Origin of the sequence: Streptomyces sp. 8N114 (genome assembly GCF_052245835.1) — a bacterium.
Taxonomy (GTDB): domain Bacteria; phylum Actinomycetota; class Actinomycetes; order Streptomycetales; family Streptomycetaceae; genus Streptomyces.
This window is the reverse complement of the sequence record NZ_JBQQBT010000002.1, coordinates 43,723-62,978: the sequence shown is the minus strand read 5'-3', so window position 1 is coordinate 62,978 and position 19,256 is coordinate 43,723. Positions and strand designations below refer to the sequence as shown.

The window sequence follows — 19,256 nt, the reverse complement described above, 5'->3', positions numbered from 1 at the left end:
ACAACTCGCGCAGAGCGCGGAACATTTCGTTCGCCGTCTCGTCGAGCTGGTCCGCGGCTCGGCTGGACGAATCCTGCTCCGCCCGTTGCGGGGCACTCCCCCACCCAGGGTTCTCGGGCGGGCTGTTCTGCTGCGTGGCGGCGTTCAGCTCCTGATCGAGCAGCTGTCGCGCCAGCCGCTTGGGCCTCGTACGGCGTGGACCGGTCGGCTCAGGCATAGCGGCGTCCTCCGTGTCGTCGACGACCGATGCTCAAAGAGACACGGATGGGCTCGGTGACCGGTTCACTCGGTCCACTGGGTGAGAAAAGCAAGAGAGCGCTTCCGGATCGTTCCCGCATCGGTAGAGTCGAACGCGTGAACGTGAGTCGTGCGACCTCCCTGCGCCTCGCCGTCTTAGGACCTGTTCGGGCATGGCGCGCGGAGCGGGAACTGGCCCTCGGATCACCACAGCAGCGGGCGGTGCTGGCTGCGCTGCTGTTGCGGCGTGGACGCCCCGCGACGATCGGTGAGCTGGTCGACGCCATCTGGGGCGAAGATCCGCCGACGGGAGCGGTGACGGTTCTCCGTACGTACGTCTCGCGGCTGCGCAAGGTGCTGGAGCCGGGGCGGGAGGCGGGCGAGGCGCCGCATGTGATCGTCTCGGCCGCGGACGGCTACCTCGTTCGCGTCCCCGAAGACGCCCTGGACCTGAGCGTCTTCGAGCGAAGAGTGGCCGAGGCGAAGAAGCTCCGCACCGGTGGCGACCTCGCTGCGGCCGGGGAACTGCTGTACGCCGCAATGGAGTTGTGGGAGGGCAAGCCGCTGGCGGGGCTCCCCGGCCCGCTGGCCGAGGCGGAACGGTACCGGCTCGACGAGCAGCGGCTGCACGCGCTGGAGGCCCGGCTGGATGTGGACCTCGAACTGAGACGTCACGAGGACGTGGCCGCCGAACTGACCTCGTTGACAGCTGAGCATCCGCTGCGCGAGCGGCTGTGCGAGCTGCTCATGCTGGCGCTCTACCGGTCCGGGCGTCAGGCCGAGGCGCTGGCGGCCTACCGCAGGCTCCGGGAGACGCTGGTGGCGGAGCTCGGCGTGGAGCCCGGTCCGGCGCTGCTCGACCTCCACGCCCGGATACTGTCCGCCGACCCGTCGCTGCGCGCCCCCACCCCGCCGGAGCCGACCACGCCCCGGGACGCCGGCCCGCCCGCCCCGGCCGCCGCAGCGCGCCCGGCACAGCTGCCCGCCGATCTGCCGGTCTTCACCGGCCGGGACACCGAACTCGCCCAGAGCCATGCGCTGCTGCCCGCCGAGGGGCGGCGTCCGACCGCCGTGGTGATCAGCGCGATCGGCGGCATGGCGGGCGTCGGCAAAACGACGCTGGCGGTGCACTGGGCGCACGAGATCGCCCACCGCTTCCCCGACGGCCAGCTGTACGTCAATCTGCGCGGCTTCGATCCGACCGGCTCGGCCATGCCGCCGGACGAGGCCGTCCACACCTTCCTGGACGCGCTCGGCGTCCCTCCGGGGCAGATGCCAGGGCGCCCCGACGCCCGTGCCGCGCTGTACCGCAGCCTGCTCGCCGACCGACGGGTCCTGCTCCTGCTGGACAACGCCCGGGACACCGAACAGGTCCGGCCCCTGTTGCCCACCGGGCCCGGCTGCCTGGCCATCGTCACCAGTCGCAACCAGCTCACCGGCCTGATCGCCAACGACGGGGCACATCCGCTGACGCTGGCCCCGCTCCCCCTCGCCGAGGCACGGGACTTCCTGGCCCGCCGTATCGGTGCCGAGCGGCTGGCCGCGGAGCCGGAGGCGGCGGACGAGATCATCGCCCGTTGCGCCCGGCTGCCGCTGGCCCTGGCCATCGTCGCAGCCCGTGCGGCCACCCACCCCAGCTTCCCGCTGCACGCCGTCGCCGACGAGCTGCGCGACAGCCACGGCAGCCTCGACGCCTTCACGGGCGGCGACATCAGTACCGATGTGCGGGCGGTGTTCTCCTGGTCGCACCACGCGCTGTCCGCCCCGGCCGCCCGGCTGTTCCAGCTGCTGGCCGCGCATCCTGGCCCCGACATCTCGGCGCCCGCCGCTGCCGCCCTGGCGGGGCTCGCGCTGCGCGAGACGCGCGGCCTGCTGGGCGAACTCACCCACGCCCATCTGCTCACCGAACACTTCCCCGGCCGCTACGCCTTCCACGATCTGCTGCGTATCTACGCCGCCGAGCGCGCCCGCTGCGAGGAGGCAGCAGCGGACCGTGACCAGGCAGTCGAGCGGGTCCTCACCTGGTATCTGCACACCGCGGATGCCGCCTCCGGGTTCATCACTCCGAAGCGCCCGCGCGTCCCTCTCGTTCCGCTGCCTCCCGACTGCCGGCCCCTGGAGTTCACCACCTACGACGAGGCGCTGGGCTGGTGCACGGCCGAGCGTGCCAATCTCGTCGCGGCGATCACCCATGCGGCCACACATGGGCAGTCCGGCATCGCATGGCGGCAGACCGCCGCTCTGTGGGGGTTCTTCTACCTGCGCAGCCATACGAACGACTGGATATCCACCAACCGGACGAGCCTGAGCGCCGCCCGCAGCGCCCACGACCGGCTGGGCGAGGCCGAATGCCTCACCAGTCTGGCCAACGCCCTCGCCAACGCGGGCAGTTTCGACGAGGCTATCGACCACTACGGCCAGGCGCTGCCCGTCTGGCAGGAACTCGGGGACGAGCAGGGCGTCGCACGGATCACGGGCAACCTCGGCGACGTCTGTCTGCGGGCCGGTCGGATCGAGGAGGCGATCGGCCATCTCCGGCGATCGCTGGAGACCGACCGCGCCCTCGGCTACGGCTGGGGCGAGGGGATCTGCTTGAACAACCTGGGCGATGCGTATCTGCGACTCGGCCGGCTCGACGAGGCGCAGGAGTATCTGGAGCAGGCGCTGGTCGTCCAACGCGCCACCGACAACCGCTGGGTCGAGGGCATCTCGCTGGACTTCCTCGGCACCGTCCACCACCGGCTCGGCCGCCACGACGACGCGGTGGAGCACTATCACCGTGCGCTCGAGGCGCACCGGGAGGTCGGCAACCGATGGGCCGAGGCCCACACCATCAGCCACCTCGCCGACGCCTGGCTGGCTGTCGGCGAACTGGAAGCCGCCCGCAGCGGCTGGGGCCAGGCGCTGGAGCTGCTGGAGGAGTTCAACCATCCCGACGCCGAGGAAATCCGCGACAAGCTGCGCGGGCTCGATGACGGCCTCGATGACGGCCTCGATGACGCCGGCATGCAGCGAACCGCTGAGTGAGCCGTCGGCCGGGTGAACCGGCGTCGGCACCGTGGCCGACGCCGGTACGGGTTCACGGCTTCCGGAAGCTCCACTGGCGAACGGCGCCGTCGCAGCCGGAGATCGTCGCAGCGGCGTTCGCCTTCCCCGCGTTCGCCACGTTGAGGCACAGGTTGCCGCTCTTCTCATTGCGGATGCTGAACGTTCCGTTGGACCGCTTGTCGAGCCACCACAGCTGGTTGTCCTCGTCGGCACGGCAGTGGAACTCGGTCACCGGTGAACCGGCCGCGACAGGGCCGAAGGCTGCCAGGTCCAGGCAGAGGTCGTCCTTGACGTTGCGGACCAGGTAGAGGTCGGTGCCCCGGGGACCGGCGCCCTTCTTCTTGAGGTCCAGAACCCACCGCTGGTTGCCGCCACGGGACCCGGGGGTCGTGTCGCAAGGGCCCTGCTGGACCCGGCCGTCCGGCTTGCCGCCGCCGGTGCCGGGCAGGTCCAGGCACCGATTGCTCTTCCGGTTCACGACCATGGTCGCCCCGGAGGGAATCTTGGCCGTGGTCCCGGCTGCATCCACGTCGTCGTCGCCGTCATCGCTGCCGCCCGGACTCTCGGGCGCCCCGGCGGAGTCCTCGTCATCCGCCGAACCGCCGGACTCCGAAGGCGAGGGCTTCGGCTCGCCGGTGGGGTCCTTGTCCTTGTCCTTGTCCTTGCTGGACGGGTCGGACGAAGGGCTCCCGGAAGGAGAGTCGGTGGGGTAGCCCGGAGGGGAGGGGCGCACAGTCCCCGACGGGCCACGGCCCGCATCGTCCTTGGTGCCACTGGCCTGGTTCTTCCGGTCCTTGCCGCTCTCCTTCTCCTCGCCCCCGGAACCGGCCAGCGCGATCGGAGTCGTGATGAGCGCCGCAAGGGCCACAGCCGCGGCGGCGACGGTCCATGGCTTCTTGAGCAGGCTGCTCGGCCGGAACTCCTCGTCCGACCCTCTGGCCCCCGCCTTCCCGGCACCGGGCGAACGCCGGGAAGCCGACAACCGGGAAAGCGACGGCCGGGAAAGCGAGGGGCGCGGGATCGACGGACGCGGAATCGACGGCATCGCGACCCGCCGTTTGTCCGAGCCGGACGGGCCCTGAGGCGACGGGCCCTGAGGCGACGGGCCCTGAGGCGGCGGCCCCTGAGGCGACGGGCCTTCCTGTCCGGGCACGCCGGACATCGCGTCGCCGGCAGGGACTGACGGGCCGCTCGCGGCCGGCGTCCCGCCTCCCGCATCGGACCCGGCGTCCTGCGCCAGGAGTTGGCTGGAGCCATCGGGGCCGACCTCGATGCGTACGGCATAGCCCGTGCTCGGGTTGGAGATGGCGGCCGTGACGGGGGTGTCCCGGAGCTGCGCGTACCCGTGCAGTGTGTCGAGTATCGCGATGTCGAGCGGCTGGTCACCGATCACCGGGACCGGCTCGCCGTCGATGGAGGCGGATCCGTCGTCGGCGATGAGCACCTCGAAAGGTGCGGAACGCCCGGGCGGCGCGCCCGACGGCTGTGTTTCTCCGTCCTCGCTCATGTGAACCCTTCCTGATGCCCTGATCAACTTCCGACGAACGAACTCAAGGGTGAGAACGGCCCCTTGGGCGAATCGGTTCAGACCGCCTCGGGCAGGGGCCCCTCCTGAACACGGTTCACCGCATCACCGCGCCGGACGGCGGCCCCTCACTTGTTCCACCTCTTGTTGGTGTTGTTGACGTCCAACTCCCCCGGAGTCAGGTCCACATGGACCGGGATGCCGGGGCGGCTGCCGACCTTGACGAGGAAGTTGCCAAGGCCGGGTGGGTCGGCCTGGCGGTTGCGGGAGCTGTCCCAGGCCGGGGGCGTCGACCAGTCGACCAGCAGCCGCTTCTCGACCTCCGTCAGCTCGACCACCTGGCCGAGTTGCGGCATCTCGGCCGGTGGCAGTCCGGCGCAGACCACCATGCCCGCGCGCTCGACGAAGCCCTTGGCCTTGATGCGGTCCTCCTCGGTGGGCAGCGCGAGCAGGTCCCCGATGGTGTGGGTGACCATGGCCAGGCCCACGCCGCGCTGCCGGTCCAGGCGGGTGAGCGCGTTGACCCGGTCGACCAGGCCCCGGCCGGCTTGCAGCACCCGCCACAACTCGTCCATGACCAGGAAGTAGTTGCGCTGCGGCTCCAGCCCGGCGTCCGCGAGGGCGTGCGCCGCTGAGACCGCGCCGAAGCCGTACGACCAGCAGGACAGCAGCGCGGCGGCCTGGAGCAGGGTCTCGCTGTCGTCGATATGGCTGACGTCGAAGCACACCGGGCGGTCGAGCTTCATCGGCTCCGTGGTGGGGCGGGCGAAGGAGTCGCCCAGCAGGCCGTCTCCGAGCAGCGCGGTCAGCGAGGCTTCCAGGTTCTCGGTGATGTCCCAGTACCGCTTGATGTCACCGCGGTCGAGGGCCACGGCGCGCACCGGCTCCGGGGCGTCCTTGATGACCTGCACCAGGTCCGCGAGCACCGGTGTGCGACCGGGGCCGTGCCGGTCGTCGAGGATGTCCAGCGCCGCGGCGAGGATGGTCTCCTCCCGGTCGCCGGGCGGCTCGGAGCGCAGGATGGTCAGCAGCGCCGAGACCATGTGCAGCCGGCGGCTGTGGATGCCGGCGAGGAGCTGCCGGCGCGCGTCGCCGGTGAGGCGGGCCGCCGCGGCGGTGGACTCGCCGGGGTCGAGGACGTTGAGGTGGCCGCGCCCCCGGCCCAGGCTGATGACCTGCCCGCCGATCGCCCTGATCAGGTCCACATAGTCGGGCTTGAGGTCGCCGAAGATCAGCGGATGGACGCCGTAGCCGGACAGTCCGAGCGCCATCCGCCGCACCACGGTCGACTTGCCGAGACCGGGGCGGCCGAGTACGAACATCGAGGGGTTGGCCAGCAGCCCCGTACGCATGAACCAGCTCACCGGGTCGCAGCACACCGTGGCCCCGGAGTCCAGGTCGCGGCCCAGCGGCACCCCGACCATCGGGGTCCCGGCCCCGGCGCCGAACGGCCACAGCCCGCAGACCTGCACGGACGTGCCCCGCCATTCGGGGGCGGGGTCCACGTAGCCGACCATGCCGCCGCCGCGGCCCGGCCACCCCCGCGCGGTGGCCTGCGGCCGGCTGGTGTCGGCCTTGCGGGCCCGCGTTTTCGCGGTCTTACGTGCCATCGAATCCTCCTGTGCTGTATGGCCGTGTCCGGGGGTGCCCCTGCCCGTCGTCCGCGGGCTGCGGATGCGTCTTGGCTGATCGCGCAGTTCCCCGCGCCCCTTCGGGGCGCGTCTCCCCCTGCGAAGCTTGGGAGGTCTGCGCCAGAGGCGCAGGGCTGGCAAGCGCAGCCCCCCATGCGGGGTACGCAACGTCCGCCGGGCCCTACATCGCGTCCCGCACCGTCTGTGGGAGGGCCGTGTGGAGTGGGAGCACCAAACCCAGCGGCAACGCGGCAGCGAAGGCCGCGGCCTGGGAGCCGTAGACCGGCCGGACGGCGATCCGTGCTGCGGGGGCGAGGTTGTCGACGGCGGCGGTCGCCCTGGGCAGATCCTCCGCGGAGTCGACGGTCGCGGTGATCAGCAGGCCGAACTGGATCACCCCGTGTCCCTGGGCCTGTTCCTCGGTCGCCTTCCTGGCCGCGACCACCTCCGCGTCGTCGCTCGCCCGCCCGAGGGGTGACTGCTGGGCGGTGAACAGGGCGTTCTTGTAGTCCTGTTGGACGACGCGGGCGCCCTCGGCGCGGCTGTGCGGGCGGTAGAGGAGGGTGACCCGCTTGCGGGCGATATCGCGGTTGGGCTGTACCAGGCCGGTCAGTACGTTGGAGAACACCTCGCCCTGCGGAGCCTCCGTCATGGCCCAGGTGATGCTGTGGACGCCGTCGTGCCGATAGTGGTCCCACGCCTCCTGCGCCGCGGTGGGTCCGGCCTCGTCCCAGGTCAGCCCGGTGCCCCCGGCGACGCGCGCCTCCTCCACCAGCTGTGCGACGGTCGGGTCGTAGGCGACCCGCACCGCCTCGGCGAGCTCGGTCGCCGTCATCGGTACGGCTGTCCCCGCGCCGGTCATGGACAGCCCGGCGGTCAGGCCCGGCAGGCGGGTGCCGATGTGCACCGCCATCTCCTCGACGTTGCGGCGGGGCGCACCGGCGCGGGCCGCACCGGAGTACGTCAGCGCGATCCGGGTGCTGATCTGCGCCGAGCCGCTTGGGTAGGCGGCGACCACGTCCCGGAGCATGGCCCGCGCCAACTCGGGTGCTTCGTCGACGGAGTTGGCGCCGATCTCCTGCTGGAGCCGGACTCCGGGATCGGGTGCCGTCTCCACGGTGACGCTCGCGGCGACGAGACCTGGTTCCGTACCCAGCGCCGACAGCCACTGGCCCCAGTGGGCCACCCAGATATCGACCTGCCGCTCGTCGACCAGGGCCGCACCGTCCGCGTCGCAGGAGACGACGACGGTGTGGTGGTTGGTCGCCGGAATGCTGATCATGGCGAACGGGCGTCCGTAGCCGTCCCGCGCCTCGCTCAGCGAGGACTGCGCGGCCAGCCCGGGCAGTCGGCAACTGCCGCCCCCGGCCCGGCCGAGCGGCCCTGACCGGTAGAGGTTGCTGCCGGAGGACGTGGAACGCCACCAGGCGAGGCGGACCGAACCACGCTGCATCAGCGTACGGCCGTGCCGGTCGCGCAGGGCCAGTGGAGCCATGACCATCGCCAGGACGACGGCCAGTGCCAGTGCGGCCCAGAGGGAGATCAGCGTGGTGAGGACGACGGCGATCAGGCCGCCGAACAGCAGCATGGTCGCCCCCAGGGACAGACCCCGCAGTCCGGAGGCGCGCGGCTTGCGGAAGTTGCCGTAGGTGCGCGGGCTGTGTGTTTCAGTCGCTGCCACGGGATTTTCCTCGCTGGTCGTCGTGGTGTCGGTGAGTTGTCGAAGGTGCGGAGGCAAGCAGCTCCTCGTCGGCGGACTCCGCGGGGTCCGAAGGGTCCGCGGGGTCCACAGGGCCCGCAGAGTTCGCAGACCGCGGCTGCTCCTCGGGCCGGTTCCGCCAGGCCGTCGGGCGCGGTTGCCCCGCGCGTCCCGCGTGTCCTGCGTGCCCCCCGTGTCCTGCGTGCCCCCCGTGTCCCGCGCGTCCGTCGGCGGCGACCCCCGCGTGCTCGGCGCCCGGTGTCGCGTGCGGGCCGCCGGCGCTTCCTGCGGGCGGGCGGCTGCTCGCCGCCCGGCGGGGGCTGTTGTGTGCGCCGGTGGCCTCCGCCCGGTCCCGGTCCACGGTCGCCCCGGAGACGGATCGGCCGGCGGCCGGACCGCGTAGCTGCGGTACGGCCTGCGCCCCGGTGGCCACGGCCTGACCGCCGCCTGCGCCGGACTTGGCGCCGCGGCCGAGGCCCGACGTCGTCGCCTGCACGGCGGGGGCTGCGAGCCGTAGCAGCGCGGGCAGGGTGAAGCAGGCCAGCACCAGCAGGACGACACCGGACACCATCGAGATGATCTCGTTGCCCTCTCCGCCCTGTTGCCCCGTGCCGGTCATCGAGAACGCCGCCGCGTACACGATCGCCGCGGTCGGCTTGTAGAGGACGAAGGCCAGCAGCCACCCCACGGACTTGCGGAACCAGGCCCGGCCCGCGGGGGTACCGCTCGCCGCCGCGGACAGCGGGAGCGTGCCGGTGAGGATCACCAGCATGGCCACCCGGACGATCATGAGGGCGATCTGCACCAGGCTGCCGCAGATCACCAGCAGGGACATGATCAGCACCAGGAAGGACGAATCGGTGTCCCCCAGGGCGAGCATGGCCGAGACGCGGTCGTCGAACTCCTTCACGCACTGCTGGACCGGCTCGCCGTTCGGGCTGATCTGCCGGCAGCCGATGGACCTGTCGATGATCCAGACGCTGAACCGGTCTCCCGCCACGGTCAGCAGGTTGACGGCTGCCACCCCGGCCGATGAGACGAGGACCAGGTTGAGCAGCCCCTGCACGGCCTGTCTGCCGGGTTCGCCGCGGCGCTGCCAGGCGATGTGCCCGGCCGCGACGATCAGGCACAGCACGGCGGTGAAGGAGGTGAACCACAAGGTGGAGCCGCGCAGGAACGCCACCGGTCCGCTGTCGAAGCTGAGGACCGGGCTCTCGATCTGCGTCCACGCGCTGCCGAGTGCCTTGACGGTGGAGCCTGCCGCCTTGGCGGCGCTGTCCACGATGTTGTCGAACGCGCTGTCGCCGAGGTCCTTCGGGCTGGTTCCCTCCCCCTCCCCCACGCAGTAGCCGCCGACGGTGGGGCTCACCCAGCCGAAGTCGCAGCCCGCCATCACACACCGCCCCACTTGACGTATCCGGCGAGGGAGTCGACGGGAGTGGGCGCCGCCGGATCGGCCGGATACTCCAGTCGCCAGTCCCCGTTCCGCCACAGCGCCGTCGTGGTGGCGGCCTGCATCCGGCCGTCGGGGAACCGCCACACAGTCTGGATCACCGCCGCGCTGCGGGTATACGTGACGAACTTGAAGCCCGCGATCTGCCCCTGCACCGCACCGTCCTGGGCCGCCTTCGGATCCGCCGTGCTCTCCGACTTGGTCCTGGCGGCGATATAGGACTGGCGGCCCGCGCCGACGGTCTGCGCGCGCGTCACCTTCTGCCAGTCGTCGGCGGCCAGGTACCGGACGCTGATCTGGCTCGTCGCCAGCAGAGCGCCCAGCGGAGTGTGCGCGTAGCAACGCGCCACGTCCTTCTCGACAACAGCCGGGCCCGCAGCCTTCGAGGAGGGGAGCGCGACGGTATGGAACAGCTTCCACGCCACGCCCTCGGGAGCGTCGGTGGGCACCTCGTCCCGCCGGTCGTCCAGTTCGGGACACGACGTATCGCCGCCACCGGACGTGTCACGGTCCCCGGAGGTGTCACCGTCCCCCGCCGAGTCGCCGTCCCCGGCCGCGGACGGCGGTGACTGTGTGGCGCGCCCGCCCGGCTGCGACCCCGGTGCCCCCTTCGATGCCGAGGCCGCGGTGGAACCGCCTCGGTCCGAGGAGTCCGAGGAGCCGGAGGAGACGAGGACCGCCACCCCGATGACGGCCACGAAGCCGATGAACCCCACCGCGAGGACGAATCCGGTCCGCAGCCACGGACTCCGCGGCTCGTCGGTGCCTGCACGGTTGTCGGACTCTGCCATGTCCCTTCCCCATCCCTGTGATCAGCCTCATCTGCGCCCGCCCCGCAATCCGTTGACGTGCCGTCAGACGAGCGCGCCGACGAGGCCGGAAGCCGAGCCGACGAGCAGACAGGCGCCCAGCACATAGCCCAGCCCCTTGGCGTGCTCGCGACCGCCGCCCCGTGAGTGGTCGAGCGCCATCCGCGCTGCGACGGCGAAGATCCCCGCGACGCACAGCGCTGTGACGGTCCAGGCCACCCACTTGAGCACCGTCAGCAAGCCGTCGGCTCCGGGCGGCGCCGAGCCGCCGCCGACGTCCGGAGGGCCGGACGGTGCCGGGTCGGCGGCGAGTTGGGCGAAGTGGGCGAGGTCCTGTGAAGCGACCGAGACAGCCGCCAGCAGACTGGACATGCGGTTTCCCCTTACGCGGGTCGGGTGAGTCGGGTCAGATCGCGGGCCAACGGCGCGCATTCCTTGGGGAGATGCGCCGTGGGCGGCTCGCCGAGCCGCCACTCCTCCACCCACGGGATCTCCCACAGCCGGGGGACGGTGCCGGAGACGAGATGCAGCAGGTCCCGCAGGGCGCGGGGGCGCCGGCCCGGAGCGTCGGCGACGACGACCAGCCCGAGCAGCTCGATCCCGGTGACCAGCTGCGAACCCCACTGCTGTGCGGCGTTCCGCACAGCCTTGAGGCCGTTCGCACTGGAGCGCGCGACGAGCACCACCGGCTGCGGCTCGTCGGCCGCGGGCCAGGCACGGCCCGCGTCCCGGCCGCCGGGCACGGCCTGCTCCAGCGTGCTGACCCCGGCGCCGCCGTGTACGCCCAGCCACCACCACCCGGGACCGGTGACCGGCCGGGGCGAGGCGACGGGCAGCACGTAGTCGGGCCACGGCACGCCGGCCCCCTGAGGTGCCGTCGGCCCTGTCGTTGCCGTCAACACGTCCTGAACCGATCGACTCGGCTCCCCGTTGTTGCCCCCCGAGGGACGGGCTGGAGATAGCCAGGGGTTGGAAACCGGTACTTCCCCGGCCATGGCATCTCCCTTCGTCGGCGCACTCAACGCCGCGATTCCGCAGATGAGTTGTCAAGTTCGTCCAAGCACTGATCGACGCGTACATACGCGCTGATTTTCGACTGCGGACCCACATACGGACTTTCGAGGGAACTGGTTCAAGAGGCTGGTTCAAGAGGGGGGTGCGGATGCCCACGGCCACGGTGAGGTTGGCGGGCGGTGTCATCGCCGGGCTGCTCGCCCTGCTGGTCGGCCTGTCCGTCGTGGCGGCAGCCGACGAGGAGGAAGCCGGTGCTCCCGCAGGGCTCGTGACAGCGCTCGATGCCGGACGCATCCCGAAGGAGTACGTACGGTGGATCGAACGCGCCGGCAAGGAGTGCAAAGAGGTCAGCGCCCCGTTGATCGCCGCGCAGATCGATGCCGAATCCGGCTGGAACCCCGACGCGAAGAGCCCCGTCGGCGCCCAGGGGCTGAGCCAGTTCATGCCCGGCACCTGGGAGACCTGGGGAGTGGACGCGGCCGGCAAGGACGGCAGCGCCGAACCCGACGGCACCGCCGACCCGTTCACCCCGGGCGACGCCATCATGACCCAGGCCCGCTACGACTGCTGGCTAGCGGGCAAGGTCAAGACGCTGGGGCTGGACGGCGACCCCACGCGGTTGCTGCTCGCCGCCTACAACGCGGGCCCCGGCGCGATCGAGCAGTACGGCGGTCTGCCGCCGTACCCGGAGACGCAGAACTACGTCGCGAAGATCCTCACGTCGATGAGCGACTACTCCGGTGCCCCCATGACGGACGAGGAAGGTGGCCCGTTCGGCGACCGCGTGGTGGCCTACGCCAAGAAATGGCTCGGCACCCCGTACGCCTGGGGCGGCGGCGGTCCCGAAGGTCCCGGGAGGGGCTTCGCGCAGGGTGCGAACACGGTCGGGTTCGACTGCTCCAGCCTCGTCCAGGCCGCGGTCTACCACGCGAGCGGCGGCAGGACGCTGCTGCCACGCACCTCCCAAGTGCAGGTCACCGAGGGCAAGACCGTCTCCCGCGACGACATGCGGCCGGGCGACGTGATCGGTTTCAACCTCCACGGCAGCTACGACCACATCGGCATCTACGTCGGGGGCGGCCAGTTCATCCACGCGCCGAAGACCGGCGACGTGGTGAAGATCAGCGATCTCGACGACAGCTACTACGCAAGCAGGCCCCAGAAAGTGAGGCGGTTCGGATGACAGCCCCCAGCGCGCGCCGTGCAGCCGCGACGGCGCTCGCCCTCGCGTTCGCACTTGCCGTACCCGGCTGCGGCGCCAGTGTCGGCGGCGCCGACACCGGCGGCGACGAAGGGAAGGGGCAGCCCTCCGTCTCGGCCCGGGCCTCGTCCCCACCGCCGTCCCCCAGCGCCACGGGCACCCCCAAGGGCGATGTTCCCAAGCCCGAGGAGGTCGACCAGAACGACGCCGACGAGGTCGGCGAGGGGACGCTCACCGCCATGTGGACGTACGACACCGCCGTCGACAGCGGTACGCAGGACGCCGGGACGCGCGCCGCGGACGCGGGCTGGCTGACCGAGTCGTACGCGCGTCAACTCCGCGAACGCCATTCCCGCGCGGCTCCCGGCGCCCAGTGGGGCGAGTGGACCCAGCATCGTGCCTACACCACCGTCAAGCTGACCAAGACCGAGGACGCGGCGAAGCCGGCCGACACCGACACCGTGGCCTGGCGGCAGTGGACCGTCACCACCACCCCGCACGGCCGCGACGGCTGGAAGCAGAAGCCCACCACCGCCGTCGCCTACGTCCACCTCGTCCGGTCGGCCGCCGCCAAGCCGTGGCGGGTCACCGGCGTCACCGTGCGCTAGCGCTTAGCGCCCCGAAGGGGCGCGGGGAACTGCGCGCCCAACCAGGGGGTACCTCCCTGCTCGAACAGCTTGGGGGAGCGCCCGCAGCCCGCGAGCGTCCGGCGGGGGCACCCCCTACCGGAACAGGAGCTCACCAGAAGGGAATTCGATGCCGTACGAGCCCAGCGAGGTGCCGGCCTGGCCGGCCTACGCCTTCGTCGTCCAGGACAGCGGCCGGGTGGCCGTCTCCGGCCCGCTCCTCCCCGCGTCCGAGCACCCCGACCGCTCCGCGGCCATCGACGCCGTGGCCGCGGCGGCAGCCGGCCTCGGCCGACCCGTACGCGCGGAGGCCACCGAGCCGGACGGCACCGTATGGCTGCTGGTCATCTCGCCCGACGGGTCGGTGGGCGAGCTCTCCGGCGCCGCCGCCCAACGCGGCAGGCCGCCGAAGAAACGCAGCACTCCTCCGCCCACCCCCGCGCTGGGCTCGCCGGACGCCCTCACCGATGCCGTGGCCCACCTCGAAGCACACGCGGGGGCGGGCCGCATGGACGAGGCCCTCGCGCTCGCCGCGCAGCTCGACGAGAAGGCCGCGGACGAGCTGGGGCTCTCCCACCCCGAAGCACTGCGCATCCGCGAGGCTCGCGCGCGCGTCACCGCTCTGGCCGGTGACGCCGTCGGTGGGGTACGCATGTACCGCGACGTCGCGGAGCGCTGGCACTACCAAGGGGCCGCCGACCAGGCCGAGGCCGTAGCGACCCGCGCTGAGGATCTATGGCTCCAGATCCCGGACCCGGAAACCGCAGCCCTGGCCGGAGTCGCCATGGTCCGCATGCGCAACCAGATCCCCGGCCAAGGCGGCCACGCCTTCGCCGCCGTCCTGGCCCATCAGTCCCAACTCGAAGCAGCCCTGAATGCCGCCACGGTGCAGTGATCTTTCTGGCCGGGGGTGCCCCTTGCCCAATCCCGCAGGCTGCGGGTGAGCTGTGGCTGATCGCGCAGTTCCCCGCGCCCCTAACGGGGCACGTCCCCTCTGTGCTTGGGAGGTCTGCGCCAGAGGCGCAGGGCTGGCAAGCACAGCCCCCCAATGCCGGGTTCAGCGCGTCACGGATGCGACGAACGCGGCCCAGCCGGCGCGGCCCATCGCGAGCTGCGGTCCGCCCGCCACCTTGGAGTCACGAACGCGCACGGCAGCGCCGGTACAAGCCACCTCGACGCAGTTGCCGCCACCCGACCCGCTGAAACTGCTCCTGACCCACGCCAGCGGCATGGCCTCCTGCTCAGTGGTCATCGTGCCCCTCCGACAACCGCTCGATAAACGCGGACCAGCCGGAGCGCGCCACCCGGATCTGCGGCCCATCCGCCACCTTGGAGTCACGAACGCGTATGGCAGTGACGGCATGAGCCACCTCGACGCAGTTGCCGCCACCGTCCCCGCTGTAAGTGCTCTTGACCCACACCAGCGGCATCTCACCGGTGGCCATCGCGCTCCTCCATCAACTGCCCGACGAACACAGCCCAGCCAGACCGCGCCACCCGGATCTGCGGCCCATCCACCATCTTCGAGTCACGAACGCACACGGCAGAACCTGTACGAGCCACCTCAACGCACTCGCCGCCGCCCGACCCGCTGTAAGTGCTTTTGAACCATGCCAGTGGTATCCCGACGGTGGCCTTCAGCTCAGTGGTCATGGTCATCGTGCCCCTCCAGCAACCGCTCGATGAACGCGGACCAGCCGGAGGGCGCCACCTTGAGCTGCGGCCCACCCACCACCTTGGAGTCACGAACGTGCACGGCAGCGCCGGTACGAGCCACCTCGACGCAGTTGCCGCCGCCCCCTCCGCTGTAACTGCTCTTGACCCACGCCAGCGACAGCCCGCCGGTCACCTTCTGCTCAGTGGTCATCGTGCCCCTCCAGCAACTTCTCGATGAACGCTGCCGATTCGTCGATGTGCAGCGCCTTCGAGCGCAGCTTCCCATAGCGCAGGCCAAGGGTGCTCACCCATGTTGCGTCGCTGATCACGAAGCCCAGGGTCTGGGACTCGATGTAGCCGAAGCGCCGGTGCTGCTCTGCGGTCTCCAGGAGCACGAATGGGCCTTCGAGTCCCGTGTGATACCCAGCCTGGCTAGGGATGACTTGTACCTCAACGTTCCCTGCCGTCCGCAGCTTCAGCAGGTGCCGGAGTTGTTCCCCCATCACCTCGGGGCCTCCGATCGGATTACGCAAGGCGCTCTCCCCAATGACGAAGGAGAACTCCACACTAGGTGTCTTGGTGAGGAGCTTCTGCCTACCGAGTCGGGCGTCGACGTTCTGCTCGACCATTTCCGCGGACATCTTGGGGCAATAGCCCTCGAACAACGCCTGTGCGTATGCAGGCGTCTGCAACAGCCCCGGCACCAGCAGCGGCTCGTACGAATAGTGGCTGACGGCATCCAGCTCTAACACGGCGAAGTCCCGGAAGAACGCCGGAAGTTTGGCGAAGTCGACCTCCTCCTGGACCGCCTCGAGAACTCCACCCGCGCCGAGGAACCGTTCGGCGGCCTCCGTGAAGGCGGCCTTCGCCGGGCGGCGGCCCTGTTCGATGGAGGCGGTCTGTTCCAGCGAATAGCCCACGGCTTCCGCCAGCCGTTCCTGGGTGACGCAGGCCCGTTTACGGGAGAGCTTCAGCAGCTTTCCGTAGGCCACCCAGACGCCGGGCCTGGTGTCGTTGCGCCTGTCCGCGGTCACAGGCTGCCGTTCGTGTTCCCGGCGCTTGGTCATCGCGCCCACCTCATCGCTCACTCCGTGCGGTTACGGTTCGCGGCCCGTACGGCGGTGGTCCTCGCACGTACCAACTGCGCGTGCAACATGGGCCGACCTGGGGAACCCTAGCCGCGTGACGAGATCGTCACCCTATGAACACGGAAATCAGGCGTCAGCAGCTCAGCCCACAACTCGACCCACAACTACTGGAGTTCCTGCTCCAGCTCTCCACCACCCGCCGTGGTGCCCGCCTGGCCCGTCGGCTCGCCGTGCAGCAGCTGGACGACTGGGGAATCCCGTACGGCAGCGACGCCTCGGAGACGGCAGCTCTCCTCGTCGCAGAACTGGCCTCGAACGCCGCACGCCACTGCGGCAACGTGGGCCGGGACTTCCGCCTTCGGCTCACCTGGGAGGACCGGACCGGCGGCACGCTGCGGATCGAGGTGAGCGACGCCTGCGCGGACCGGCCAGTGCGACCGACCTACCCGAAGGCGAACGACGGCAGCCAACCGGCCGAATCGGGCTACGGGCTGGTCCTCCTCGACGCTCTCGCCGACCACTGGGGCATCCACCGGCGCGACGCCATCGTGAAGACCGTCTGGGCCGAACTCAGCGTCCTGACGCTGCGGGCGAGGTGACGGGACGGACGCCTGGCTCCGGCCCCGTCACCCCGCCCTACGCCGCGAAGCTGACCGGAAGGCGGTCGAGGCGGGTCTCCCACGTGGAGGCGGTGTCCGTGAGCTCGGCGGGGTCGACGGTGAGGCGGAGGCCGGGGAGGCGGTGGATCAGCACCTCCACGGCCGCCTCGATGATGGCTTGGCCGATGGCCTGCCCCGGGCATTCGTGGGGGCCGCTGCTGAACGCCAGGTGAGCCTGGTTGCCCCGTACGGCGGTACCCGTGTGCGGGCGGATCTCCGGATCCAGGTTTCCCGCGGCCAGGCCGAGGATGAGCAGGTCGCCGACCTTGAGGTGCTGGCCGCCGAGTTCGCAGTCGGCGGTGGCGAACCGGCCGGGGAGCACGGCCAGTGGCGGCGAGTTCCACATCATTTCCTCGATGATCGCCGAGACGGTCAGCTGTCCGCTCACCACCTTGGAGAGGTGGGAGCCGTTACTGAGGATCGTCTGGAGCACCCGCGCCAGAAGGTTGCTGGTGGTGGTGTGGGCTGCGATGAGTACGAGGCGCAAGTGGTTCTGGACCTCGTCGTCGTCCAGGGAGGCAGGGTGCTGAATCAGTCCCGTGGCGAAGTCCGGGCCGGGTTCGGCGCGTTTGTGCGACGTGAGATCGGCGAGCACTCGGCCGATCCGGTCATTGTGCGCGATGGCGTCCTCGCCGCCCTTCATCATCTGGGCGCAGGACGCCGCCAGGCTCTTCCCCGCGCTCTCCGGCAGGCCGAAGAGCCGCGTCAGGACGAGCATCGGCAGATACTCGGCGTACTGGAGCACCAGATCCGCGTGCCCGGTGTCCGCGAAGGCGTCGATCTGCTGGTGGGCGAAGTGGATGACGTGGCGGCGTATCCCGCGATCGGCGACCGTCTGCATGCTTTCGGTGACGGCTTTGCGCAGCCGCTGGTGGGGCTCCCCGTCCTGCGAGAGACAGTCGGGGCGCCACCCCAGCATCGGGACGAGCGGTGAGGTCTCCTCGATCCGCCCCTCCTGCCAGTCCCGCCATTTGCGCGAATCCCGGCTGAACTGGTCGGGGTTGTCCAGCACACGCCGGTTCTCCCGGTAACCGAGTACGAGCCAGGCGGGCACGTCGCCTTCCAGGAGCACAGGCGCGACCTGCCCGTACTGCTTGCGCAGCCGGGAGTAGGTTCCGTACGGATCGACCGTGGACTCCGCCGCGTACAGCCTCGTCGCGGTGCCGGCGTGCCGCACAGGACAGCCCGCGGGCGGGTTCGGCGGGTCAAGGTGCGGACTGTCGGAGGGCTGGGCGTTCATCGGGGCTCCAATGCGGCAACAGACCGGTCCTTGATGTGGTGGATGAGCGCGATCAGCACATCGCGGCTCGAAGCCCGGTCGCGTGCGTCGCAGGTGAGGATCGGTGTGTGCGGGTCGATGGCCAGGGCCTCCCGCACCTCCTCGGCGGGGTAGCTGCGGGCGTCGGGGAACATGTTGAGGGCGATGACGAACGGCACGTCCAGCCTCTCCATCTCCTCGATGGCCCGGAAGCTGGACTGCAACCGCCGGGTGTCCACCAGGACGACCGCGCCGAGAGCGCCCTTGAACAGGCCGTTCCACAGGAACCAGAACCGCTCCTGCCCCGGTGTGCCGAACAGATAGAGCACAAGTTGCTCGTTGAGGCTGATCCGGCCGAAGTCGAGGCTGACGGTGGTGCTCTTCTTGTCCGCCACGCCGACCAGGTCGTCGACGCCGACGCTGGCCTGCGTGAGCGTTTCCTCGGTGGTGAGCGGCACGATTTCGCTGACCGAGCCGACCATGGTCGTCTTCCCCGTGCCGAAGCCGCCGGCGACCATCACTTTGACCGATCGGCTTCCCGCGTGCAGCGCTTCCGCCCGTTGCGGAAATGCCGGCCGGTCAAAGCCGTTGAAGTCCACTGAGTACCTCCTCAAGGAGCGCGAGGTCGGGCCCGCCGTCGCGCGTACCTGCGATGGGATCACGGGCTTCCACGCCGCCTGTGTTGAGCAGATCGGCCACCAGCACCGAGAGAACGTTGAAGGGCAGCTCCAGATACGCGCCAAGCTCGGCCACCGACAACGGGTTGCGGCAGGTCCGGAGGATGGCTTCGTGCTCGGGCCGGATTCCCGGTTCGGGCGCGGAGCGGGCGACGATGAGGGTGGCCACATCAAGGCTCGCCGCTCCTACGGTGGGCGCGCTGCGGCCGTCGGTGAGTATGTAGTAACGCTCCAGCCCGGACGGCACCGGGCCCAGCTGCCGTTCGGTCATCCAGGCTGCTCCTGGCGCGGAACGGTGCCGAGGAGGTCGCCCATCCTGCGGGCGCAGTCCCTCATCTGGTGTCCCAGCAGGCCCTGGTCGAGCCCGGTTTTGGCCAGCACACCCAGATACGTCTCGGTGCCTGCGCGTACGACGAAGAGGTGTCCACCGTCGACCTCGATCCCGGCGAGCCGCAACTGGCCCTTGTTTTTGGGGAACTGTTCGGCGACGGGCTGGGCCAGCGACTGAAGGCCCGCGACGATGGCGGCAAACCGGTCGGCGTCATCGGGGTCCGCGCCGAACGCGGTGATGGCCTTTCCGTCCGAGGAGGCCACCACGGCGAAGCGGATCTCCGGGATGCTCTCCGCCAGGTCGCGGAGCGCCCAGCTCAAGTCGGGCTGATGCTGCGTCATGTG

21 protein-coding genes are annotated in these 19,256 nt (G+C 70.8%); 5 read left to right on the top strand and 16 right to left on the bottom strand.

Annotated elements, in window-relative coordinates; all coding sequences use genetic code 11:
* The first annotated feature begins 354 nt into the window (after nucleotides 1-354).
* Entirely contained in the window at nucleotides 355-3,264 is a 2,910-nt protein-coding gene (locus ACTWQF_RS05820; protein ID WP_443277691.1) for an AfsR/SARP family transcriptional regulator, read from the top strand.
* Between the two features lie 52 nt (nucleotides 3,265-3,316).
* Here the strand turns inward: ACTWQF_RS05820 and ACTWQF_RS05815 are convergent, their stop codons facing one another.
* From ACTWQF_RS05815 to ACTWQF_RS05785, 7 genes are all read right to left on the bottom strand, one after another.
* Nucleotides 3,317-4,792: an RICIN domain-containing protein gene (locus tag ACTWQF_RS05815; RefSeq protein WP_443277689.1), complete on the bottom strand. Its 1,476-nt coding sequence runs from the start codon at nucleotides 4,790-4,792 to the stop codon at nucleotides 3,317-3,319.
* Nucleotides 4,793-4,938: 146 nt separating this feature from the next.
* Nucleotides 4,939-6,420, bottom strand: coding sequence for an ATP/GTP-binding protein (locus ACTWQF_RS05810; RefSeq protein ID WP_443277687.1), 1,482 nt, complete (start codon nucleotides 6,418-6,420; stop codon nucleotides 4,939-4,941).
* Nucleotides 6,421-6,622: 202 nt separating this feature from the next.
* Entirely contained in the window at nucleotides 6,623-8,122 is a 1,500-nt protein-coding gene (locus ACTWQF_RS05805; RefSeq protein WP_443277685.1) for an SCO6880 family protein, read from the bottom strand.
* Complete coding sequence (locus ACTWQF_RS05800; protein WP_443277684.1) at nucleotides 8,109-9,533, bottom strand: hypothetical protein; 1,425 nt, start codon at nucleotides 9,531-9,533, stop codon at nucleotides 8,109-8,111. The genes ACTWQF_RS05805 and ACTWQF_RS05800 overlap by 14 nt, the downstream gene beginning before the upstream one ends.
* Nucleotides 9,533-10,384, bottom strand: a complete 852-nt coding sequence (locus tag ACTWQF_RS05795) for a hypothetical protein (RefSeq protein ID WP_443277682.1) — start codon at nucleotides 10,382-10,384, stop codon at nucleotides 9,533-9,535. The genes ACTWQF_RS05800 and ACTWQF_RS05795 overlap by 1 nt, the downstream gene beginning before the upstream one ends.
* 63 nt (nucleotides 10,385-10,447) lie before the next feature.
* Nucleotides 10,448-10,774 carry a hypothetical protein gene (locus ACTWQF_RS05790; RefSeq protein WP_443277681.1) on the bottom strand — a complete coding sequence of 109 codons (327 nt, stop codon included), beginning with the start codon at nucleotides 10,772-10,774 and terminating at the stop codon, nucleotides 10,448-10,450.
* Between the two features lie 11 nt (nucleotides 10,775-10,785).
* Nucleotides 10,786-11,259, bottom strand: a complete 474-nt coding sequence (locus ACTWQF_RS05785) for a DUF6668 family protein (RefSeq protein WP_443277679.1) — start codon at nucleotides 11,257-11,259, stop codon at nucleotides 10,786-10,788.
* Between the two features lie 305 nt (nucleotides 11,260-11,564).
* Here ACTWQF_RS05785 and ACTWQF_RS05780 point away from each other — a divergent pair, with 305 nt between their 5' ends.
* The 3 genes from ACTWQF_RS05780 to ACTWQF_RS05770 all read left to right on the top strand — a co-directional run bounded on the left by ACTWQF_RS05780 (nucleotide 11,565) and on the right by ACTWQF_RS05770 (nucleotide 14,138).
* Nucleotides 11,565-12,599, top strand: a complete 1,035-nt coding sequence (locus ACTWQF_RS05780; protein WP_443277677.1) for an NlpC/P60 family protein — start codon at nucleotides 11,565-11,567, stop codon at nucleotides 12,597-12,599.
* Nucleotides 12,596-13,225 carry a hypothetical protein gene (locus tag ACTWQF_RS05775; protein ID WP_443277675.1) on the top strand — a complete coding sequence of 210 codons (630 nt, stop codon included), beginning with the start codon at nucleotides 12,596-12,598 and terminating at the stop codon, nucleotides 13,223-13,225. Before ACTWQF_RS05780 ends, ACTWQF_RS05775 begins: the two co-directional genes overlap by 4 nt.
* A 148-nt stretch (nucleotides 13,226-13,373) precedes the next feature.
* Nucleotides 13,374-14,138, top strand: a complete 765-nt coding sequence (locus ACTWQF_RS05770; protein WP_443277673.1) for a hypothetical protein — start codon at nucleotides 13,374-13,376, stop codon at nucleotides 14,136-14,138.
* A gap of 162 nt (nucleotides 14,139-14,300) precedes the next feature.
* Here the strand turns inward: ACTWQF_RS05770 and ACTWQF_RS05765 are convergent, their stop codons facing one another.
* The 5 genes from ACTWQF_RS05765 to ACTWQF_RS05745 are packed head-to-tail and all read right to left on the bottom strand — an operon-like array spanning nucleotide 14,301 to nucleotide 15,966.
* Nucleotides 14,301-14,495 (bottom strand): DUF397 domain-containing protein, encoded by a 195-nt coding sequence (locus ACTWQF_RS05765; protein ID WP_443277671.1) that lies wholly within the window; start codon nucleotides 14,493-14,495, stop codon nucleotides 14,301-14,303.
* Nucleotides 14,485-14,688 (bottom strand): DUF397 domain-containing protein, encoded by a 204-nt coding sequence (locus ACTWQF_RS05760; RefSeq protein ID WP_443277669.1) that lies wholly within the window; start codon nucleotides 14,686-14,688, stop codon nucleotides 14,485-14,487. The genes ACTWQF_RS05765 and ACTWQF_RS05760 overlap by 11 nt, the downstream gene beginning before the upstream one ends.
* Nucleotides 14,675-14,896: a DUF397 domain-containing protein gene (locus tag ACTWQF_RS05755; RefSeq protein WP_443278470.1), complete on the bottom strand. Its 222-nt coding sequence runs from the start codon at nucleotides 14,894-14,896 to the stop codon at nucleotides 14,675-14,677. Before ACTWQF_RS05755 ends, ACTWQF_RS05760 begins: the two co-directional genes overlap by 14 nt.
* On the bottom strand, nucleotides 14,886-15,110 hold the full coding sequence (locus ACTWQF_RS05750; protein WP_443277667.1) for a DUF397 domain-containing protein: 225 nt from the start codon (nucleotides 15,108-15,110) through the stop codon (nucleotides 14,886-14,888). The genes ACTWQF_RS05755 and ACTWQF_RS05750 overlap by 11 nt, the downstream gene beginning before the upstream one ends.
* A complete protein-coding gene (locus ACTWQF_RS05745; protein ID WP_443277665.1) occupies nucleotides 15,100-15,966 on the bottom strand; it encodes a helix-turn-helix domain-containing protein in 867 nt (288 codons plus the stop codon). Before ACTWQF_RS05745 ends, ACTWQF_RS05750 begins: the two co-directional genes overlap by 11 nt.
* Before the next feature lie 134 nt (nucleotides 15,967-16,100).
* Between ACTWQF_RS05745 and ACTWQF_RS05740 the strand changes: the two genes are divergently transcribed.
* Nucleotides 16,101-16,586 (top strand): ATP-binding protein, encoded by a 486-nt coding sequence (locus ACTWQF_RS05740; protein WP_443277663.1) that lies wholly within the window; start codon nucleotides 16,101-16,103, stop codon nucleotides 16,584-16,586.
* Between the two features lie 37 nt (nucleotides 16,587-16,623).
* Here ACTWQF_RS05740 and ACTWQF_RS05735 read toward each other — a convergent pair whose 3' ends face one another.
* From ACTWQF_RS05735 to ACTWQF_RS05720, 4 genes are read right to left on the bottom strand one after another with little or no spacing between them, the layout of a single operon-like run.
* Nucleotides 16,624-17,886, bottom strand: a complete 1,263-nt coding sequence (locus tag ACTWQF_RS05735) for a cytochrome P450 (RefSeq protein WP_443277661.1) — start codon at nucleotides 17,884-17,886, stop codon at nucleotides 16,624-16,626.
* On the bottom strand, nucleotides 17,883-18,503 hold the full coding sequence (locus tag ACTWQF_RS05730) for a GTP-binding protein (RefSeq protein ID WP_443277660.1): 621 nt from the start codon (nucleotides 18,501-18,503) through the stop codon (nucleotides 17,883-17,885). The genes ACTWQF_RS05735 and ACTWQF_RS05730 overlap by 4 nt, the downstream gene beginning before the upstream one ends.
* On the bottom strand, nucleotides 18,484-18,852 hold the full coding sequence (locus ACTWQF_RS05725) for a DUF742 domain-containing protein (protein WP_443277658.1): 369 nt from the start codon (nucleotides 18,850-18,852) through the stop codon (nucleotides 18,484-18,486). Before ACTWQF_RS05725 ends, ACTWQF_RS05730 begins: the two co-directional genes overlap by 20 nt.
* Nucleotides 18,849-19,253, bottom strand: a complete 405-nt coding sequence (locus tag ACTWQF_RS05720; protein WP_443277656.1) for a roadblock/LC7 domain-containing protein — start codon at nucleotides 19,251-19,253, stop codon at nucleotides 18,849-18,851. Before ACTWQF_RS05720 ends, ACTWQF_RS05725 begins: the two co-directional genes overlap by 4 nt.
* Between the last annotated feature and the right edge of the window lie 3 nt (nucleotides 19,254-19,256).

What these genes read in the sequence shown, in the direction of transcription:
- ACTWQF_RS05815 (WP_443277689.1), bottom strand. Translation starts at nt 4,792, where the DNA reads ATGAGCGAGGACGGAGAAACACAGCCGTCGGGCGCGCCGCCCGGGCGT.
- ACTWQF_RS05810 (WP_443277687.1), bottom strand. Translation starts at nt 6,420, where the DNA reads ATGGCACGTAAGACCGCGAAAACGCGGGCCCGCAAGGCCGACACCAGC.
- ACTWQF_RS05800 (WP_443277684.1), bottom strand. Translation starts at nt 9,533, where the DNA reads ATGGCGGGCTGCGACTTCGGCTGGGTGAGCCCCACCGTCGGCGGCTAC.
- ACTWQF_RS05795 (WP_443277682.1), bottom strand. Translation starts at nt 10,384, where the DNA reads ATGGCAGAGTCCGACAACCGTGCAGGCACCGACGAGCCGCGGAGTCCG.
- ACTWQF_RS05790 (WP_443277681.1), bottom strand. Translation starts at nt 10,774, where the DNA reads ATGTCCAGTCTGCTGGCGGCTGTCTCGGTCGCTTCACAGGACCTCGCC.
- ACTWQF_RS05780 (WP_443277677.1), top strand. Translation starts at nt 11,565, where the DNA reads ATGCCCACGGCCACGGTGAGGTTGGCGGGCGGTGTCATCGCCGGGCTG.
- ACTWQF_RS05775 (WP_443277675.1), top strand. Translation starts at nt 12,596, where the DNA reads ATGACAGCCCCCAGCGCGCGCCGTGCAGCCGCGACGGCGCTCGCCCTC.
- ACTWQF_RS05770 (WP_443277673.1), top strand. Translation starts at nt 13,374, where the DNA reads ATGCCGTACGAGCCCAGCGAGGTGCCGGCCTGGCCGGCCTACGCCTTC.
- ACTWQF_RS05765 (WP_443277671.1), bottom strand. Translation starts at nt 14,495, where the DNA reads ATGACCACTGAGCAGGAGGCCATGCCGCTGGCGTGGGTCAGGAGCAGT.
- ACTWQF_RS05760 (WP_443277669.1), bottom strand. Translation starts at nt 14,688, where the DNA reads ATGGCCACCGGTGAGATGCCGCTGGTGTGGGTCAAGAGCACTTACAGC.
- ACTWQF_RS05755 (WP_443278470.1), bottom strand. Translation starts at nt 14,896, where the DNA reads ATGACCACTGAGCTGAAGGCCACCGTCGGGATACCACTGGCATGGTTC.
- ACTWQF_RS05750 (WP_443277667.1), bottom strand. Translation starts at nt 15,110, where the DNA reads ATGACCACTGAGCAGAAGGTGACCGGCGGGCTGTCGCTGGCGTGGGTC.
- ACTWQF_RS05745 (WP_443277665.1), bottom strand. Translation starts at nt 15,966, where the DNA reads ATGACCAAGCGCCGGGAACACGAACGGCAGCCTGTGACCGCGGACAGG.
- ACTWQF_RS05740 (WP_443277663.1), top strand. Translation starts at nt 16,101, where the DNA reads ATGAACACGGAAATCAGGCGTCAGCAGCTCAGCCCACAACTCGACCCA.
- ACTWQF_RS05735 (WP_443277661.1), bottom strand. Translation starts at nt 17,886, where the DNA reads ATGAACGCCCAGCCCTCCGACAGTCCGCACCTTGACCCGCCGAACCCG.
- ACTWQF_RS05725 (WP_443277658.1), bottom strand. Translation starts at nt 18,852, where the DNA reads ATGACCGAACGGCAGCTGGGCCCGGTGCCGTCCGGGCTGGAGCGTTAC.
- ACTWQF_RS05720 (WP_443277656.1), bottom strand. Translation starts at nt 19,253, where the DNA reads ATGACGCAGCATCAGCCCGACTTGAGCTGGGCGCTCCGCGACCTGGCG.